Consider the following 16978-nt stretch of genomic DNA (forward strand, 5'->3'; position numbering starts at 1 on the left):
TCTCAGTGAGTCGGATCGGCGTCGAAGGCCGGCTCGACCGGCTCGGCGGGACTGCGCCGGATGCCGATCCACGACACCACGCCGCCTGCCGCGAACAGGGCGGCGGTGACGATCGCGGCGCTGTGGAAGCCGTCGAGGTCGAGCGACCCGCCGACGATGGTCGACAGCAGTGCGACCACGAGCAGCCCGGCGACGCGCGAGACGGCATTGTTCACGGCCGAGGCGATGCCGCTGCGACGCTCGTCGATAGCGCCGAGGATCGCCGAGGTCAGCGGGGCGACCGTCAGCGCCAGGCCCAGGCCGAGCGCGATCATCGACGGCAGCACCTGCCACCAGTAGTCGAAGTCGCGGCCGACGGTGAGCAGCAGCAGGGCGCCGATCGCCATCAGGATCGGACCGACCGTCATGAACAGGCGGGGTCCGAACCGGCCAGCCCACGCCCCGGCGCGCGCCGAGAGCAGGATCATCAGCACCGTCACGGGCAGGCTCGCGAGCCCCGCCGCCGTCGCACTGAGCCCCGGCCCCTGCTGCAGGTAGACGCCGATGACGAACCCGTTCAGCGAGAGCGCCGCATAGATGAACAGGGTGGAGACGTTGCCCCACCCGAAGTTGCGCACCGCGAACATCGACAGCGGCAGCAGTGGATGCGCCGACCGGGCCTGGCGCCACAGGAAGACCGCGAGCAGCGCTGCGCCGGCGAGTCCTGGCATCCAGATCGCCGGGCTCGACCAGCCCAGCCGCTCCTGCTCGATCAGCGCGAAGACGACCGCTCCCAGGCCCAGCGCGCAGAGGATGCCGCTCGTCCAATCCACGTCCACGTCGCGCTCGTGCTCCGGCAGATCCAGTCTGCCGAGCATCAGCAGCGTCACGGCGATCGGCAGCATGTTGATGACGAAGACGAGACGCCACGAGAGCAGGTCGACGAACAGACCGCCCATCAGCGGGCCGACCAGCTGCGCGGCGGTGGTGAATGCCGTCCACACCCCGATCGCCCGCGACTGCAGCTCGCCGCGCATGGTGGCGGTGATCAGGGCGAGTGAGCTCGGCACGAGCAGCGCGCCCGCGGCTCCCTGCGCCGCGCGGGCGGTGATCAGCACCAGCGGATCGGGTGCCGCGGCGACCGCGACCGAGGCGACGCCGAAGGCGATGAGACCGATCCGCATCACGCGCACGCGGCCGTAGGCATCCGACAGCGACCCCGCCAGCAGGATCAGCGCGCTCAGCGTGATCAGATACGCGTCGACCACCCACTGCTGCGTGGCGATGCCGCCGCCCAGCTCGCGGCTGATCGCCGGCAGCGCGACGGTGACCACGGTGCCGTCGAGGAAGGTGACGAACGAGGCCAGCACGGCCACGGCGACGACGAGTCGCTGCACGGTGTCGAATCCGGGCGCAGGGGTGGACGAGGGCACACGGTGACACTACTCCCGCCATCGACCTGCGGCCCGAGCAGGCGTAGCCTGGCCGGAGGCGGGACGACCTGCCCCGTCTGAGATCCCGGTGTGAAGCCGAAGACGAAGGCGGTTCGAAGCATGGATTCGATGATGATGGACGCGATGGCGTCCGAGATGAAGACCTCCGGCATGGAGATGATGGACATGGCCGTCATGCAGGCGTGCATCGACGCGTGCGCGGCGTGCGAGCAGGCGTGCACGGTCTGCTCGACGCAGATGATGGACTGCAGCGTCGCGTGCATGAACTGCGCCGACATGTGCGGCGCGATGATGCGCACGATGCTGCGGATGCAGGGCATGACCGCACCGGTCATGATGTCGATGCTCGACGCCTGCATCGCGATGTGTCGGATGTGCATGGACGACTGCCAGGCGCACGCCGAGCACAGTGACGTCTGCCGGATGTGCGCTCAGGCCTGCAGGGCGTGCATGGACGCCTGCATGGAGATGCGCGACGCCATGACGAAGATGGCCTCCTGACGAAGCAGGCAAGCCACGTTCGAATCGCTCATCTGGTCGCCCTCGGCTGCCGTACGCCGCCATTCGAGCGATTCGAAAGCGCTTCGCGTCAGCGCGCGACGTTGTAGAGCACGCGGCCGACGGCCAGCACGTCGTACGCGGCATGCAGCGCGACCGGTGTGCCCGCCGGTGCCTCGAGTGAGGCTCCGGCCGCGCTCCAGATCGAGACCGCATCGCCGGCGAGGGTGCGCAGACCCAGGACGCCGGATGCCGCGTCGGCGGTCTCCACCACGGCATCCGTCCAGCCCAGGGGCGTCGCCGCCGCCATCCGCGCCTGGATCAGGTGCAGGGCGTGACCGGGCGCGTACGAGGAGCACACGTCGCCGTGGTCGCACATGCACGCCGCACGCTCACGCACCTCGAGGGGCGAAAGGCGGGTCGGCGGCGTGTTCACGGTGGGTCTCCTCACGATCGGGTGCACCGAGAATACGTCCGGCCTCGGTGATGCGTCGATCACCGCCGACACGCGGCGAAACACACCCCCGGTGCTCGCTCGGCGGTCAGCGCGACTGCGCCTCGACGATCGCCCTCTCGAGATCAGCGGGCGCGCTGATCGCGACCATCCGCCCGTCGACGAAGAACGTCGGTGTGCCCTCGACACCGAGGAAGGTGCCCTCGGATCTGTCGCGCCGCACGCGCTCGGCGGTGGCGGGATCGGCGACGGCCTCGTCGTATGCCGCCATGTCGAGGCCGATCTCCTCGGCCAGCGCACGGAACACCGCCGGGGTCGGTTCGGTGGCACCGGCCCACTCGGCCTGCGTCTGGAACAGCCGCTGGTACATCGCCTCGAACTCGCCCTGCTGGGCTGCGGCCTCGGCGGCGAGTGCCGCGTCCATCGAGTTCACGTGCCCCGGCAGCGGGAAGTACCGCACGGCGTAGGTGATCTGCCCGTCGTACCTCTGCCGCAGATCCTCGACCACGGGGTGGAACGCGCCGCACGCCTCGCACTCGAAGTCGAGGAACTCCACCACGGTCACGGCATCGGCTCCACCGTCGTCGAGCACGTGCGACTCCTCCCGCAGCACCTGCGGCTTCGGGTCGTTCTCGGACTCGGCGCGCTGCGCCACGGCCCACACCAGCACGCCGATCAGCAGCACCATGACCAGGCCGCCGGTGATGATGACGGCTCTGACGGAGTTCTTCATGTCTCGATCCTGTCAGCTCGCGGCACGGCATCCCGCGCGTGGGCGAGCGCCGCCGGGGCGAGCGCGTGCGACAGGCGCTCGAACTCGCGCACGCTGCGCTCGCCGGGCCAGTCGTCGGGCAGCAGTGTGCGGGGCAGACCGGGGTCGACGTACGGCAGCACACGCCAGCTGTCGATCAGGCGGACGTACGCGGCGAACGGCTCGGCGTGCTCGAGATCGGCGAGGGATGCCAGGAACCGCTCGTGCTCCGCCCGCAGCGCGTCGAGGTCCCACCAGCGGGCGGCGGCGCAGGCGAGCGGATCGGCGGGCATCGGGTCGCTCGTGCGGAACAGGGTGGCGTAGACGCGGGCATCGAGCTCTGCCAGCAGCTGCTCGGCTTCATCGGCCAGGTGGCCGGGAAGGATCCACAGTCCGGCCGTGACGGCCCCGGCACCCAGGAACTGCAGCCGCCGCCTCAGCTGATGCCTCAGGTCGCGACGGGTCTCGGGGATGGTCGCCGAGACGAGCAGCCACTCGTCGTCCGCAGCCATCGTGCGCACCGCGAAGATGCGTCGGTCACCGCGTTCGAGCATGGGCAGCGCCGCCGGGTTGAGGGCGTACCCGGGATCCGCGGTGGCGAGCAGCAGGCCGCGCTGCTTGAGCCGGGTGATCGCGGTGCGCGCGCGAGCGGCCGGGATGCCGAGATCGCCGGCCAGGCGCACGAGCGCGGCAGAGGTGATATGCCCGCCGAGAGGTCGCAGGTACAGTCCGATCACCGTGCGCAGCAGCGAGGTCGTGCTGCCGGGACGCGCCTCGATGTCGTCGAGCACGATGTCCGTGCTCGCGTGCGCGGTCATGACTGCAGAGCGTCGCGCACGGCGATCACGCCGCGCAGCGTCTCCTCGTGCGAGGTGCTCAGCGGCGACAGGCCGAGCCGGATGCCGTCGGGGAAGCGGAAGTCGGGGATGACCCCGTCGGCCCACAGCCGCGTCGTGACCTCCTGGAACGAGTCGTGCCCGATCGTCACGTGTCCGCCGCGACGCGACGCCTCGCGCGGCGACAGCAGCCGCACCCCGAGCGGGGCGAGCAGCGCGTCGTACGCGCGGATCGCGAACTCGGTGAGTGTGATCGACTTCACCCGCAGTGCCGTGATCCCCTCGAGCTCGATCAGATCGAGCATGCCCTGCATCGCGAGCATCGACAGCACCGGGGGAGTGCCGCTGAGCAGCTGCCGGATGCCGGAGACCGGGGCGTATTCGGGACCCATCGCGAAGATGTCGGCGGCGCCCCACCAGCCGTGGATCGGCTGCACGATCGAGCCGTGGTGCTCGGCGCGCAGATAGCCGAACGCCGGCGAGCCCGGCCCGCCGTTCAGGTACTTGTACGTGCAGCCGACGGCCATGTCGACTCCCCACTCGTCGAGCGACATCGGCACGACGCCGGCCGAGTGGCACAGATCCCAGAGCATCAGCGCGCCGGCATCCCGCACCGCGGCGGTGATCTCGGGCATCGCCGCCAGAGAGCCGGAGCGGTAGTCGACGTGGCTGAGCACGACGAGCGCGGTGCGCTCGGAGACGACTGACGCCACCTGGTCTGCGGTGACACCGAGGATCGGATCGGGCTCGACCCAGCGCAGGGTGGTGCCCGTCTCGTTCGCGACGCCGGCGGCGATGAATCGGTCGGTGGGGAAGTTGCCGGCCTCGATCACGATCTCGTCCCGCCCGGGACGCGCGGCGACACCGGCGCGCATGAGCTTGTAGAGCAGCACGCTGGTGGAGTCGGCGACCACCGTCTGTCCGGCCGCGGCCCCAAGGGTGATCGCGCCGATGCGATCGCCGAGCCGCATCGGCAGCGCCATCCACTGCTCGTCCCACGAGCGGATGAGGCGCGTGCCCCAGTCGTCGCGGATGAAGGCGGCGGCCTTCTCGGGAAGATCGCGCAGCGGACGCCCCAGGGAGTTCCCGTCGAGGTACGCGGTGACGCCAGGGGCGTCGGCGAACTCGGCGATGTGATGGGCGAGCGGGTCGGCCTGGTCGAGCTTGCGTGCCTCGGCGAGCAGGTCGTCGATGAGGTCGGTCATGTCACGGCTCCGTGCTGTCGGTGTCGGTGTCGGTGTCGATGTCGATGTCGGCGGCGGTGAGGCGGCGAGCCCGGTTCGGGTCGCCATCCGGGAGAAGCAGCAGGGCGCCGCCCGCGAGCGGGTCGGCCGGCGAGAGGGCGGTCAGCAGATCGAGCCCGTCGAGCCCGGCGGCGCGCAGCGCGTCGATCTCCGCCTCGCGCAGGTCGACCGGCGTGGTGCCGTTGCCCATGTCGGTGCCGTAGAGCACCTCGCCGCCGGCCGCGACGAAGCGGCGCACGTTGTCGATCGCGACGGCGCGCGCGTCGTCGTCGTGGATCGCCAGGGTCGAGATCCAGGATGCGGATGCCGCCTGCGCGGCGATCTCCGTATCGGTCAGGCGCTCGCTGAACGGGGCGTGTGCCAGTCGGGTGGCGCCGAGCCGCACCGCACGCTGCGCCTGACCGGCACCCTCGGCGTGAGCCACGACGGGCAGGCGGTGCACGGCCGCCTGGCGCACCACGGCGCGGAACGCGTCGTCGTCGATCACCGGGCCCGCGTCGCTGTGGGCCACGACCTTGATCAGCGACACCTCGGCCGCCGCGAGCTCGTCGACCGTGCGCGCGGCGTGCTCGGCATCCGCGATCTCCCGCACCGAACCGGTCGGAGCCCACGCGCGATCCGACGGGTACCCGCCAGGCGCGGTCAGGAACGGCCCGGCGTAGTGCACGGTCACACGGTGCCGCGACACCTCGGCGATCCAGTCCGGGTCGGCGCCCAGGTCGATCACGCGGCCCAGCCGCGACGCGGGAAGCAGGTCGGGGTCGACGAGCTGCAGATGCACATGATGGTCGGTGAACAGGCCGGTGATCACGCCATCCAGGTGCGGGGTGTCGGTCGGCGCGGCCCGCGGCAGGAGGCGGAGGCGACCATCGCGCACGTCGAGGGTGCCGTCGTGCATCCCGTCGCCGTCGAAGAACGTGACCGCCCGCATTCAGCGGCCGATCTCGGTGCGCACGCTGTACAGCTCGGGGAAGAACGTGAGATCGAGAGCCCGCTGCAGAAAGCTCACGCCGCTCGACCCGCCGGTGCCGACCTTCATCCCGATCGTGCGGGTGACGGTGCGCAGGTGCCGGAAGCGCCAGAACTGGAAGTTGTCCTCGACATCGACGAGCTCTTCGCACGCCTCGTACAGGTCCCAGTGCTCGTGCGGGTTCTCGTAGATCTCGCGGATCGCCGGCACGAGCTCGGGGTGCTCGCGGTACGGCTGACGGACGTCGCGCTCGAGCACCTCGGTCGGGATCGGCAGACCGCGCCGCGACGCGTACCGCAGGAACTCGTCGTACAGGGTGGGGCGCTCCCACTCGGCCGTGAGCATCGCCACGTTCTCGGGGTGGCCGCGGAACACGCCGAGCATCCGCTCGTTCTTGTTGCCGAGTGCGAACTCGACAGCGCGGTACTGCACCGACTGGAATCCCGAGGAATTGCCGAGGGCGCCGCGGAACTGCGCGTACTCGGTGGGGGTGAGGGTGGCCAGCACCGACCACTGCTGGGTCAGCACCTCCTGGATGTGCTTGACCCGGGCGATGTGCTTCAGCGCCGAGCGCAGATCATCGGCGGCGAGACGGTCGCGCGCGGTGCCCAGCTCGTGCTGCACGAGCTTGAGCCACAGCTCGGTGGTCTGGTGCTGGATGATGAACAGCATCTCGTCGTGGTGCTCGGGGCGCGAGACCGGATGCTGAGCGCCGAGCAGCCGATCGAGGTCGAGATACGAGCCGTACGTCATCCGATCCTCGAGGTCGGTGACGATGCCGTCTTCGAGCGCGCGTTCGTTGTCGCCGGTGGCCATCCCGGAAACATATCAGTTCTGTTGCGGTCGTCACAACGGTGAAATGCCGCTCGCTAGCACCGATCGGGCACCCGCGACAAGGGGGCACCGCCCGATCAGGGCGATCGGGCCGCAGCGGATATTCTTCCGAGCATGGGAGACAGCATCAGCTCACAGCGATTCACTCGGCAGGATCGGGCGCGGTTCCGCGAGCAGGTGCAGCGCGGGCTGGAGGCGCTCGAGCACATGCTCGGCGACGGCTGGTTCGAAGAGGCCTCGCAGCCGCAGCTCGGTCTGGAGATCGAGTTGAATCTCGTCGACGGCGAGCGCAACCCCGCCATGACCAACGAGCAGGTGCTGGATGCCATCGCCAATCCGGCGTTTCAGACCGAGCTCGGGCGGTTCAACGTCGAGATCAACGTGGCTCCCCGGCCGCTCGGCGGCGACAGCCTGACCGAGCTCGAGAAGGTGCTGGGCTCGGCGTTCGCCGCCGCGGACGAGCGGGCCCACAGCGCCGGCAGCGACCTCGCGATGATCGGCATGCTGCCCACTCTCGACGAGACGCACTTCACCGAGCGCTGGCTGTCGAGGGAACCGCGCTACAAGATGCTCGGACAGCAGATCCTCGCCGCGCGCGGCGAGGACATCGAGCTGCGACTCGACGGGGTTCCCCTCACCGACGACGCAGACCCGGAGGACCTCGACATCATCTGCGACACGATCGTGCCCGAGGCCGCCTGCACCTCGATGCAGCTGCACCTGCAGGTCAAGCCAGAGGAGTTCGCCGCGCACTGGAACGCGGCGCAGGCGATCGCCGGGGTGCAGGTGGCGCTGGCGGCCAATTCGCCGTTCTTCGCGGGCCGTGCGCTGTGGCACGAGACGCGCATCCCGATGTTCGAGCAGGCCACCGACACGCGCTCGCAGGAGCTGAAGAACCAGGGCGTGCGACCGCGTGTGTGGTTCGGCGAGCGCTGGATCACATCGATCTTCGACCTCTTCGAGGAGAACTCGCGCTACTTCCCTGCGCTGCTGCCGGAGAGCTCCGACCAGGACCCGCTCGAGACGCTGCGATCGGGCACCGCCCCCGACCTCAGCGAGCTGCGGATGCACAACGGCACCGTCTACCGCTGGAACCGACCCATCTACGACACGCAGGACGGCGGCTGCCACCTGCGCCTCGAGAACCGGGTGCTGCCCGCCTCGCCCTCGATGGCGGATGCCCTGGCCGACACCGCGTTCTACTACGGCCTGCTGCACTCGCTCGCGCACAGCGAGCGTCCGCTGTGGAGCCAGATGACCTTCGACGCCGCGCGGGAGAACCTGCATTCCGCCGCGCGCCAGGGCATCGAGTCGCAGCTGTACTGGCCCGAACTGGGCTGGGTCGGACCGCGTGAGCTGGTGCTGCGCCGACTGCTGCCGCTCGCCGCGGAGGGGCTCGACGCCTACGGCGTCTCGGCCGAGACGCGCGACCGCTATCTGGGCATCATCGAGCAGCGCTGCGTCACCGGCCGCAACGGCGCCACCTGGCAGCGCGCGAACGTCGCCGCCAGCGAGGCCGCGGGAGCGTCGCGTCCCGACGCGCTGCGCGGGATGCTCGACGACTACCTCGAGCGCATGCACTCCGGCGAGCCGGTGCACAGCTGGACGGCGTGAGCGCGCTCAGCCCTCGGCGAGCGCGAGGATCTCGGCCGTCGTCGCGAGGGTGATCTGCGGTGGATACAGGCCCAGCACGTGCACCGCGGCGGCGTGATTCTCGGCTGTCGAGCCCGCGCACGCGTCGGTGGCGACGGTGAGTTGCGCCCCGGCATCCGCTCCGGCCAGCGCGGTCGACAGCACGCAGCAGTCGGTCGAGACCCCGGCCAGCACGACGTGCGCGCCGCGACCGACGATCGTCTCGAGCTCGACGCCCCACTTGCCGAACGTCGGCAGATCGAGAGTCGGTCGCGCCGACAGGCTCACCGCTTCGGGCACGAGATCGAACAGGGCGTCGCCCACCGGCTGATCGGCGAACGGCCACGCGGTGAAGTACGCCCCCCCACGACGTGGAGCGGTCGGCCGTGGGCATCCACCTGGTCACCACCACCCGCTCGCCGAAGCGCTCGGCCAGTCGCCCGATGTTCGCCATCGCCTCGGCGAAGAAGGGCGACCCCCACTCGGACTGCGGCGACGCGAAGATGTTCTGCGGGTCGACGACGACCAGCCAGCCCTCCGTCACGCCCGCTCCTGACGGCGGATGCGTCCGGCGCGCGCGAACCACGTGACGACGAACGAGAGCACCAGGGCGACGAAGACGCCGAGGTTCGCGTACGCCCACTCGCCGTCCTTGCCGCCGATGAGCGGCAGCAGGTAGCCCTGCCAGTTGTTCCAGGCCGCGTCGTCGGCGAACAGGTTCACGACCAGACCCCAGCCGATGACCGACGCGACGATCATGGTGCCGATCGAGGTCCAGTCCCAGGCGCCGTAGCGTCCGTTCGGATCGAACAGCGCGGCCTCGTCGTAGTCGCGCCGGCGGCGCAGGATGTCGGCGATGAGGATGCCCGCCCACGATGCCAGCGGAACGCCGAGCGTGATCAGGAACGACTGGAACGGGCCGAGGAAGCCCTGGTCGCCGAAGACGACGAGGATCGTCACGACGGTGAGGATGAGGCCGTCGATGCCCGCCGCCGCCGGACGCGGGATCCGGATGCCGAGGCTGAGCAGCGTGAGGCCCGAGGAGTAGATGCCGAGCACGGCTCCCGAGACGAGGGCGAGTACGGCCGTCAGCAGGAACGGCACGAGAACCCAGGTCGGGAGGATCGTGGCGAGGGCTCCGATCGGATCGGCGCCGACGGCCGCCATGAGCTGCTCATCGGAGCCGGCGAGCAGCAGGCCGAACACCACGAGGATGACGGGGGCGATCGCCCCGCCGAGCGTGTTCCAGAAGACGATCGCGCCGTCGGATGCCGTGCGCTTCTGATACCGCGACCAGTCGGCGGCGATGTTGATCCAGCCCAGCCCGAACCCGGTCATGACCATCACGAGCGCGCCGATGACCTGTGCCGCGCTGCCGCTCGGCTGGGCGAGCACGGCGGCGAGGTCGATGGTGGGCGCGGCGAGGATCACGTAAAGGACGGTGACGACGCCGGTGACCCAGGTGAGCACCGACTGCAGCTTCATGATCGTGTGATACCCGAGCACGGATGCGGTCACGATGAGGGCGGCGACGATGACCGTGGCGATGATCTTCAGGGTGACGCTGTCGCCGTCGCCGCCGAGGCGGGTGATCACGGTGGCGGTGGCCAGCACGGCCATGATCGCGAGGAACGTCTCCCAGCCGATCGAGGTGAGCCACGACACGATGCCGGGCACCTTCTGCCCGTGCACGCCGAACGCGGCCCGCGAGAGCACCATGGTGGGCGTCGATCCGCGTTTGCCCGCGATGGCGATCAGGCCGCAGAGCAGGAACGACACGACGATCCCGATGATCGAGACGACCGTCGCCTGGTAGAACGAGATGCCGAAGCCGAGCACGAACGAGCCGTACGACATGCCGAACACCGAGACGTTGGCGGCGAACCACGGCCAGAACAGGTCGCGGGGCCTCGCCGTGCGCTGGGATTCGGGGATGATCTCGATGCCCGCTCGCTCGATGAGCGCGGGCGGCGTGATGTCGGTCATGCCCTCATCCTGGCACCGCGGACCGCGGCGCGGCAGATCGAGGTCAGGAGGGGCGCAACGCGTCGGCGGCCGCGGCGAGTGCGTTGCCGTTCACGGCGAAGTACGCCCATCTGCCGCGCTGCTCCCTGGTGACGAGCCCGGCCTCGGCGAGCAGCCTCATGTGGTGGGAGACCGTGGCCTGGGAGAGGCCGACCGGATCGGTGAGATCGCAGATGCACGCCTCGCCCCCCTCGCTGCGCGCGATGAGCGAGAGGAGGGCGACGCGGGTCGGGTCGCCGAGGGCCTTGAATACCCGGGCGACCTGCTCCGTCTGCTGTGCGGTCAGCGGAGACGTGACGCGCGGCACGCAGCAGGCGGATTCGTCGATGGTCGCGGGCAGGCTCATGCCGATATCCTGACACGTATTGACAATCTTCGATAGGTGCGGCACCGTTTCATATTGACGTTCTTCGATCTGAGGAGATGAGATGTCCGGACTTCCCGTCGTGGTCGTCGGCGCGGGCCCGCAGGGGCTGGCTGCGGCCGCTCACCTCACCGAGCGCGGGATTGCGTCGGTGGTCGTCGAACGGGGCAGCTCCGCGGGTGCCGCCGTCGCGGAGTGGGGACACGTCAGGCTCTTCTCGGCGTGGCCGGAGCTGATGGATGCCGCCGCTCGGCGCCTGCTCGAGGCATCGGGGTGGGCGGCGCCCGATCGCGGGTACCCGACGGGGGCGGAATGGGTGCGCGACTACCTCGCACCCCTCGCGGATGCCCTGGGCGAGCGCGTGCGCTACGGCACGACCGTCACCGGGATCGCTCGTCGCGGGCGCGACAAGGTGGTCGACGGCGGCCGCAGGAGCCAGCCGTTCGTCGTGCACACGCAGGACCGGCACGGGCGTGACGGGCGTATCCTCGCGCGAGCGGTGATCGACGCGAGCGGCACCTGGAACCAGCCCAACCCCGCGGGGGCCGACGGATTCCCGGCGGTCGGCGAAGCAGCGGCATCCGGACGGATCTCGTACCGCATCCCGGACGATGTCTCGTCGTGCGCCGGCCGTCATGTGGCCGTCGTCGGGGCCGGTCATTCGGCGACGCACGCGGTGCTGCGGCTCAGCGAGCTCGCCCGCCGAGACCCGAGCATGCGCATCACGTGGCTGCTGCGCCGCGGGAGCACGACGAATCTGTTCGGCGGCGGCGAGCGGGACGAGCTCGCTGAGCGCGCGGTGCTCGGATCGCGCGCCCGCAAGGTGATCGAGGCCGGCGTCGTCGAGGTCGTCACGGGATTCCGGGTCGCGGAGTTCCGACGAGAGGGCGCCGGACTGGTGATCGTCTCAGAGGCGGGTCGGGAGATCGCCGGGGTCGACCGTGTCGTCGCGCTCACCGGGTTCCGCCCCGACCTCGGCATCCTGCGCGAGCTGCGCATCGACGTCGACCCCTCCCTCGACGCGGTCGCCGGTATCGCCGCCGAGATCGACCCGAACATCCACTCCTGCGGATCCGTGTCGGCGACCGGTGCGCGCCAGCTGCGGCATCCGGAGGACGGCTTCTTCATCGTCGGTGCGAAGTCCTACGGCCGGGCGCCCACCTTCCTCGCGCTGACCGGCTTCGAGCAGGTGCGCAGCGTCGTCGCCCATCTCGCCGGCGATCACGAAGGTGCGCAGCGCACCGAGCTCGTGCTGCCCGACACCGGTGTCTGCGGGGGTGCGAGCGCCTTCGACTCGCCGCAGGGCGGATGCTGCGCTCCCGCGCTCATCCCGCTCGGCTCTCGTCCCGTCACCGCAGGCTGACCAGCCTCTCCCATCACCCGCCGCTGAGGAGCCCCCATGACCAGCCCCGCGTCCAAGCCGTCCGTCCTCTTCGTGTGCGTGCACAACGCCGGCAGATCCCAGATGGCCGCCGGCTTCCTGCGCGACATCGCCGGCGACCGCATCGAGGTCCGCTCTGCCGGATCGATGCCAGCCGAGCAGATCAACCCGATCGCCGTCGAGGCGATGGGCGAGGTCGGCATCGACATCACCGCCGAGCAGCCCAAGGTGCTCACGACCGAGGCCGTGCAGGCCTCCGACGTCGTGATCACGATGGGCTGCGGCGACGCCTGCCCGTTCTTCCCCGGCAAGCGCTACGAGGACTGGAAGCTCGACGATCCCGCCGGGCAGGGCATCGACGCCGTCCGACCGATCCGCGACGAGATCCGCTCGCGCATCGAGACGCTGGTGCGAGAACTGGTCTGAGCGTCCGTCTGGCCTCGGCCCCGCGCTCGTCGCGTCGTCGCGCGTCGGGCTCAGCCGGCGAAGAACGCGCGGGCGACGCGCGACAGGTCGTACAGATCGCTCACGCCCGCCAGTTCGCGTGCGGAGTGCATCGACAGGATCGGGATGCCGACATCGACCGTCCGGATGCCCAGACGCGTCGCCGTGATCGGGCCGATCGTCGACCCGCACGGGACGGCGTTGTTCGACACGAACTCCTGCGAGCCGACGCCGGCGCTCTCGCACCACCGGGCCCACGCCGCCGCGCCGACGGCATCGGTGGCGTACCGCTGGTTCGCGTTGATCTTGAGAATGGGGCCCGAGCCGAGCACCGGCTGCACGACAGGATCGTGCCGGTGCGCGTAGTTCGGGTGCACGGAGTGGCCGACGTCGCTCGACAGGTGCCACGACGCGGCGAACGCGCGGCGCTGCTCGGTGACGTCGGCGCCGAGCGAGGCGTACACGCGCGCGAGCACGTCTTCGAGGAAGGGCCCTGCCGCACCCGAGCGCGACTCGGAGCCGAGCTCCTCGTGGTCGAAGGCGGCGAGCACCGGGATCACCGCGTCGCCCTGGGGCGCGGCGTCCGTCGACGGGCCTGCGGCGTCGATCAGCGCGACCACCGCGGCGTGCACCGACGCGAGGTCGTCGAGGCGACCGGATGCGAAGAACGCGTCGTCCTTGCCGAAGACGGCGCCGCGAGCGGCATCCGCCACCACAGCATCGAAGCCGCGGATGTCGAGGGCGTCGACTCCCGCTGAGGCCGCGAGCTCGGCGAGGATGTCGGCGGACTCGGCATCACCGAGTCCCCACACGGGCTGCGTGCCGGTCTGCTTGTCGAGCGCCAGGCCGTCGTTCACGCCGCGGTCGAGATGGATCGCCAGCTGCGGCAGGCGCAGCAGCGGTCCGGTCGCCGCGAGCACGACCTGCCCGTCGGCCAGTGCGAGGCGCCCGGCGAGGCGCAGCTCCCGATCGAGCCAGGAGTTCAGCAGCGGGCCGCCGTAGACCTCGACGGCCGCCTGCAGCCAGCCGCGCGACCCGGTGGTCGGCTTGGGCTTCAGCTTGAAGCCGGGGGAGTCGGTGTGCGCGCCGAGAACGTGCACCGGGGTGGTGGCCGCGGCATCGGCGGGAACGGCCCACGCGATCGCCGCGCCGTCGCGCACGACGACGAACCGCCCGCCGGCCTGTGCGGGCCACTCCGCGGTCTCGTCGAGCCGGGTGAATCCGGCCTCCTCGAGACGACGCGCGACCTCCTCGGCGGCGTGATAGCTCGACGGCGAGGCGGCGACGAAGTCGGCGAGATCGGCGGCATGCGAGTGGGCGGCGGAGACGGCAGGCATGGCTACGAGCCTAATCCGCCTGTCCCGATGCGGCCCGCCCGTCACGCATCCGGCAGCGGGTAGCGCCGTCGCAGCGCCCAGCGCTGTCCGAGCGTCCAGGTGACGGTCACCACGAGGTAGAGGGCTGCGGCGAGCGGCACGAACACCGCGAAGACCGCAGTGAGGTAGTGCATCGTGTTCATCACGCCGAGCACGCCCGGGGCCGCCAGCGGCCCGTCTGCCGGCACCTGCGGACGGAACACGCGGCGCGTGACGTCTGCGACGACCACGATCACCACGAGCACGACCGCCCAGACGGCGGCTGTCTGCCCGTTGAGGCCGGAGCCGACCGCCGCGATCAGCGAGTCGCCCAGGGGAGCTCCGAGCAGGTCGTGCGCCAGCAGCGCGTTCGGGTGCCCGGCGATCTCCGGGCGCAGGAACAGCGTGTACAGAACGCCCACGACGGCGGCCTGCACGATCAGCGGCAGGCAGCCGGCCAGGGGTGACGTCTGCTCGTCGCGGTACAGGGCCATGGTCTCGCGCTGCAATCGCTCGCGGTCTTTGCCGTGCCGCTGCTGCAGAGCACGCAGACGCGGAGCGAGTCGAGCGCGCAGCTGCTCGGCTCTGGCCTGGGAGATGCCGACGGGGATGAGCGCGGCGCGCACCCCGATGGTCACGAGCATCACCGCCAGCGCGGCAGACGCCGAGCTTGCGACGGGGTCGAGAACCCCGGAGAGGGAGAGGAGAGCGGAGTACGCGGCGTCGAGAAGAAGGGTCAGTGGCGGGATGGCGAAGATGTCCATGAGCGTCCGTTCGCAGGAGGGGGGTGGGCCGGAGGCCACGAGACCCGCCCCTCAGCGAGTGCGAGGACGGATCAGGCGGCGGGCGCTGCCCCCGGCGCTCGCGGACGAGGATGACCGTCGGCGTCCGGATCGCTCTGCGCGAGCAGCACAGACGCACCGATGGCGCGTCGCGGATACGGCGCCGAACGGACGCCGAACCGCGGTGTCAGCAGAGCGAGCGCGATCGCGAGCACGGTCGCTGCGACGAGAATCGCGGCGATGCCGAGCATGCCTCCGGCGGTCAGCCCAGGGGGGAGGGGCACGGCGCCGAGCGCCACGAGCAGCGTTCTCAGCAGCGTCCCGATCGCGTCGATCATCACCCCTCCTTCCGGCCCGACGCTACCACTCCATCCGGTCGCGGACATGCGAAGGGCGAGAGGACCGCCGTCCCCTCGCCCTTCGCACCCTCCGGGGGCTTCAGCCGTCCTTGACCTCCAGGTCACCGTGCTGCCCGTTGGCGTCGCCGTCCGCATAGTCGGGGCGCGCCGGCTGCGGCGGCTGGTCATCGAGCTCACCGCCCTCGCGACCGCCGAACGGACGACCGTGGTCGGCGAACTCTTCGCGGCCGAAGACGAGGATCCAGTCGGCGACGGTGAATCGCGCGCCGGTGCGCAAGATCTCGCTGCGGTCCCCGGCGATGCCCTCGGCCGGGTTCGCATTCATCAGGCCCTCGCCGTGCAGTGTCAGGACGTACTCGTCGCGCTCATCGTGCACGATCGTCGCGTGCACGGGGTCTGCGCCGGCGATCACGAGCGAGCACTCCGCTCCCGAGCCGACGGTGGTTCGCTCCTCGGTCAGCTCGAGGCGGCTGCGATCGCCCTCCGGGCTCGTGATGCGCAGGTGCGGGTGGCCCGCGCCTCGTTCGGCGTGGGTGGTGGTGGGCTGCTCGTCGTCCGAGTGCGCGAGCTGATCGATCTGATCCTCGACATCGGGTGCGCTGTGGGCGGGCGTCCTGCCGGTGGTCTGGTCGGTCATGGGATCCTCCTCTGTGGGGTGGTCGTGGGTCGGCGGGTGGCTGCCCGCTCGGCGTCAGCGGGAGATGACTCCCACCGTCTCACCGGTGGTCGACGGTGCGAGGTGCCGGGCGATGTCGGCCTGGCTGATGATGCCGACGAGTCGGTGACCCTCCAGCACCGGCACCCGGCGGATCCGGTGTTCCCGCATCAGCGCGAGCACCCGCTCGATGTCTTCGTCGGCAGTCGCCATCACGGGCACTCCGTCGGCGAGACGGCCCGCGTTCGTCGTCTCCGGGTCGAGGCCGGTCGCGATCGCCTTCACGACGATGTCGCGGTCGGTCAGTATCCCCTTCAGGCGGCCGTCCTCACCGCAGATCGGAAGCGCGCCGACGTCGAGTTCGCGCATCTTCTCCGCGGCGATCGAGAGGGAGTCGTTCACTCCGATGCACTGAGCGTTCGGTGTCATGATGTCTCGTGTCCGGTTCATGCTCGGCCTGCTCCCGTCTCGGTGTTCATCCGTCTCGATCACTTGCCTCGACGCTAGACATCCGCGCCGCCGGCGCTAATGGGGTTGACAGGCGGTCGCCGCGCGCCAACCGGTCCGGTATCGACACGCTGAGCCAGGGCTGTCAGTTCTCGAGGTCCTCGGGAAGCAGGCACAGCCCGCCGGTGGTGCTGGCCGAGTTCGCCAGAGCCGTGATCCACGTGGTGCTCAGCGGTGGCGTCTCGGGTTCGTCGAACACGAACCGCAGCGGGATCGACGGGTTCAGCCAGATCGTCGAGCGACCCGTGGGGTTGATGTGCGGATGCTGCCAGGACAGCGTGAACGACTCGTTTCGTCGCAGCTTCATCGCGATCACCACCTTGAGGTGGGCGAGCGCGCGATCCTCGATCTCGATGGGATCCGGACTCGCGCCGTAGAAGAGCATGCCCATCTGACTAAGCTATCTGCAGGCGATCGGCAGACGCCAGAGCAGTTCCGGATGTCTGAGAGGTGC

The 16978-nt window shown here is 70.4% G+C and carries 20 protein-coding genes; 4 read left to right on the forward strand and 16 right to left on the reverse strand.

Features of this window, described 5'->3' with window-relative positions; translation table 11 throughout:
- Positions 1 to 2: 2 nt before the first annotated feature.
- On the reverse strand, positions 3 to 1412 hold the full coding sequence (locus H9633_RS08035; RefSeq protein ID WP_318247234.1) for an MFS transporter: 1410 nt from the start codon (positions 1410 to 1412) through the stop codon (positions 3 to 5).
- Between the two features lie 120 nt (positions 1413 to 1532).
- On the opposite strand from H9633_RS08035, the gene H9633_RS08040 reads away from it, so the two are divergent.
- Positions 1533 to 1934 carry a hypothetical protein gene (locus tag H9633_RS08040; protein WP_191712732.1) on the forward strand — a complete coding sequence of 134 codons (402 nt, stop codon included), beginning with the start codon at positions 1533 to 1535 and terminating at the stop codon, positions 1932 to 1934.
- An 88-nt stretch (positions 1935 to 2022) separates the two neighbouring features.
- On the opposite strand, the gene H9633_RS08045 is transcribed toward H9633_RS08040, so the two are convergent.
- From H9633_RS08045 to kynA, 6 genes are all read right to left on the reverse strand, one after another.
- Positions 2023 to 2367 (reverse strand): hypothetical protein, encoded by a 345-nt coding sequence (locus tag H9633_RS08045; RefSeq protein WP_083428621.1) that lies wholly within the window; start codon positions 2365 to 2367, stop codon positions 2023 to 2025.
- Positions 2368 to 2473: 106 nt separating this feature from the next.
- Positions 2474 to 3118: a DsbA family protein gene (locus H9633_RS08050; protein WP_191712733.1), complete on the reverse strand. Its 645-nt coding sequence runs from the start codon at positions 3116 to 3118 to the stop codon at positions 2474 to 2476.
- Positions 3115 to 3954 carry a PaaX family transcriptional regulator gene (locus tag H9633_RS08055; RefSeq protein WP_191712734.1) on the reverse strand — a complete coding sequence of 280 codons (840 nt, stop codon included), beginning with the start codon at positions 3952 to 3954 and terminating at the stop codon, positions 3115 to 3117. The genes H9633_RS08050 and H9633_RS08055 overlap by 4 nt, the downstream gene beginning before the upstream one ends.
- Complete coding sequence (locus H9633_RS08060; RefSeq protein ID WP_191712735.1) at positions 3951 to 5177, reverse strand: kynureninase; 1227 nt, start codon at positions 5175 to 5177, stop codon at positions 3951 to 3953. The genes H9633_RS08055 and H9633_RS08060 overlap by 4 nt, the downstream gene beginning before the upstream one ends.
- Before the next feature lies 1 nt (position 5178).
- Positions 5179 to 6147, reverse strand: coding sequence for an amidohydrolase family protein (locus tag H9633_RS08065; protein WP_191712736.1), 969 nt, complete (start codon positions 6145 to 6147; stop codon positions 5179 to 5181).
- Positions 6148 to 7002, reverse strand: coding sequence for a tryptophan 2,3-dioxygenase (kynA, locus tag H9633_RS08070; protein ID WP_191712737.1), 855 nt, complete (start codon positions 7000 to 7002; stop codon positions 6148 to 6150). It lies immediately after the preceding gene.
- Positions 7003 to 7134: 132 nt separating this feature from the next.
- Here kynA and H9633_RS08075 point away from each other — a divergent pair, with 132 nt between their 5' ends.
- Complete coding sequence (locus H9633_RS08075) at positions 7135 to 8634, forward strand: glutamate-cysteine ligase family protein (RefSeq protein WP_191712738.1); 1500 nt, start codon at positions 7135 to 7137, stop codon at positions 8632 to 8634.
- A 6-nt stretch (positions 8635 to 8640) separates the two neighbouring features.
- Here H9633_RS08075 and H9633_RS13270 read toward each other — a convergent pair whose 3' ends face one another.
- The 3 genes from H9633_RS13270 to H9633_RS08090 all read right to left on the reverse strand — a co-directional run bounded on the left by H9633_RS13270 (position 8641) and on the right by H9633_RS08090 (position 11023).
- On the reverse strand, positions 8641 to 8976 hold the full coding sequence (locus H9633_RS13270) for a cysteine hydrolase family protein (protein ID WP_318247235.1): 336 nt from the start codon (positions 8974 to 8976) through the stop codon (positions 8641 to 8643).
- A 216-nt stretch (positions 8977 to 9192) separates the two neighbouring features.
- A complete protein-coding gene (locus H9633_RS08085; protein ID WP_191712739.1) occupies positions 9193 to 10638 on the reverse strand; it encodes a purine-cytosine permease family protein in 1446 nt (481 codons plus the stop codon).
- Positions 10639 to 10681: 43 nt separating this feature from the next.
- Entirely contained in the window at positions 10682 to 11023 is a 342-nt protein-coding gene (locus H9633_RS08090; RefSeq protein ID WP_071641620.1) for an ArsR/SmtB family transcription factor, read from the reverse strand.
- A gap of 82 nt (positions 11024 to 11105) precedes the next feature.
- On the opposite strand from H9633_RS08090, the gene H9633_RS08095 reads away from it, so the two are divergent.
- Together H9633_RS08095 and H9633_RS08100 are read left to right on the forward strand one after the other, a co-directional pair.
- A complete protein-coding gene (locus H9633_RS08095) occupies positions 11106 to 12404 on the forward strand; it encodes an NAD(P)-binding domain-containing protein (protein WP_191712740.1) in 1299 nt (432 codons plus the stop codon).
- 36 nt (positions 12405 to 12440) lie between these two features.
- A complete protein-coding gene (locus tag H9633_RS08100; protein WP_191712741.1) occupies positions 12441 to 12848 on the forward strand; it encodes an arsenate reductase ArsC in 408 nt (135 codons plus the stop codon).
- 50 nt (positions 12849 to 12898) lie between these two features.
- On the opposite strand, the gene H9633_RS08105 is transcribed toward H9633_RS08100, so the two are convergent.
- From H9633_RS08105 to H9633_RS08130, 6 genes are all read right to left on the reverse strand, one after another.
- Positions 12899 to 14203 (reverse strand): M18 family aminopeptidase, encoded by a 1305-nt coding sequence (locus H9633_RS08105; protein WP_191712742.1) that lies wholly within the window; start codon positions 14201 to 14203, stop codon positions 12899 to 12901.
- A gap of 41 nt (positions 14204 to 14244) precedes the next feature.
- A complete protein-coding gene (locus H9633_RS08110; protein WP_191712743.1) occupies positions 14245 to 14985 on the reverse strand; it encodes a YidC/Oxa1 family membrane protein insertase in 741 nt (246 codons plus the stop codon).
- Between the two features lie 71 nt (positions 14986 to 15056).
- Positions 15057 to 15341, reverse strand: a complete 285-nt coding sequence (locus H9633_RS08115) for a DUF6412 domain-containing protein (protein ID WP_071641610.1) — start codon at positions 15339 to 15341, stop codon at positions 15057 to 15059.
- A 100-nt stretch (positions 15342 to 15441) separates the two neighbouring features.
- Positions 15442 to 15999 (reverse strand): FHA domain-containing protein, encoded by a 558-nt coding sequence (locus H9633_RS08120; protein WP_225211065.1) that lies wholly within the window; start codon positions 15997 to 15999, stop codon positions 15442 to 15444.
- A gap of 54 nt (positions 16000 to 16053) precedes the next feature.
- On the reverse strand, positions 16054 to 16446 hold the full coding sequence (locus H9633_RS08125; RefSeq protein WP_318247236.1) for a CBS domain-containing protein: 393 nt from the start codon (positions 16444 to 16446) through the stop codon (positions 16054 to 16056).
- A 163-nt stretch (positions 16447 to 16609) separates the two neighbouring features.
- Positions 16610 to 16915: a DUF7882 family protein gene (locus H9633_RS08130; RefSeq protein ID WP_191712745.1), complete on the reverse strand. Its 306-nt coding sequence runs from the start codon at positions 16913 to 16915 to the stop codon at positions 16610 to 16612.
- Positions 16916 to 16978 lie beyond the last annotated feature (63 nt).

Source organism: Microbacterium commune (assembly GCF_014836945.1).
GTDB lineage: Bacteria > Actinomycetota > Actinomycetes > Actinomycetales > Microbacteriaceae > Microbacterium > Microbacterium commune.

Coding starts and splice junctions, on each gene's coding strand:
- H9633_RS08050 (WP_191712733.1), bottom strand. CDS start 3,118: ATGAAGAACTCCGTCAGAGCCGTCATCATCACCGGCGGCCTGGTCATG.
- H9633_RS08075 (WP_191712738.1), top strand. CDS start 7,135: ATGGGAGACAGCATCAGCTCACAGCGATTCACTCGGCAGGATCGGGCG.
- H9633_RS08105 (WP_191712742.1), bottom strand. CDS start 14,203: ATGCCTGCCGTCTCCGCCGCCCACTCGCATGCCGCCGATCTCGCCGAC.
- H9633_RS08125 (WP_318247236.1), bottom strand. CDS start 16,446: ATGACACCGAACGCTCAGTGCATCGGAGTGAACGACTCCCTCTCGATC.
- H9633_RS08100 (WP_191712741.1), top strand. CDS start 12,441: ATGACCAGCCCCGCGTCCAAGCCGTCCGTCCTCTTCGTGTGCGTGCAC.
- H9633_RS08110 (WP_191712743.1), bottom strand. CDS start 14,985: ATGGACATCTTCGCCATCCCGCCACTGACCCTTCTTCTCGACGCCGCG.
- H9633_RS08085 (WP_191712739.1), bottom strand. CDS start 10,638: ATGACCGACATCACGCCGCCCGCGCTCATCGAGCGAGCGGGCATCGAG.
- H9633_RS08130 (WP_191712745.1), bottom strand. CDS start 16,915: ATGGGCATGCTCTTCTACGGCGCGAGTCCGGATCCCATCGAGATCGAG.
- H9633_RS08120 (WP_225211065.1), bottom strand. CDS start 15,999: ATGACCGACCAGACCACCGGCAGGACGCCCGCCCACAGCGCACCCGAT.
- kynA (WP_191712737.1), bottom strand. CDS start 7,002: ATGGCCACCGGCGACAACGAACGCGCGCTCGAAGACGGCATCGTCACC.
- H9633_RS08115 (WP_071641610.1), bottom strand. CDS start 15,341: ATGATCGACGCGATCGGGACGCTGCTGAGAACGCTGCTCGTGGCGCTC.
- H9633_RS08055 (WP_191712734.1), bottom strand. CDS start 3,954: ATGACCGCGCACGCGAGCACGGACATCGTGCTCGACGACATCGAGGCG.
- H9633_RS08095 (WP_191712740.1), top strand. CDS start 11,106: ATGTCCGGACTTCCCGTCGTGGTCGTCGGCGCGGGCCCGCAGGGGCTG.
- H9633_RS08060 (WP_191712735.1), bottom strand. CDS start 5,177: ATGACCGACCTCATCGACGACCTGCTCGCCGAGGCACGCAAGCTCGAC.
- H9633_RS08065 (WP_191712736.1), bottom strand. CDS start 6,147: ATGCGGGCGGTCACGTTCTTCGACGGCGACGGGATGCACGACGGCACC.
- H9633_RS08040 (WP_191712732.1), top strand. CDS start 1,533: ATGGATTCGATGATGATGGACGCGATGGCGTCCGAGATGAAGACCTCC.
- H9633_RS08090 (WP_071641620.1), bottom strand. CDS start 11,023: ATGAGCCTGCCCGCGACCATCGACGAATCCGCCTGCTGCGTGCCGCGC.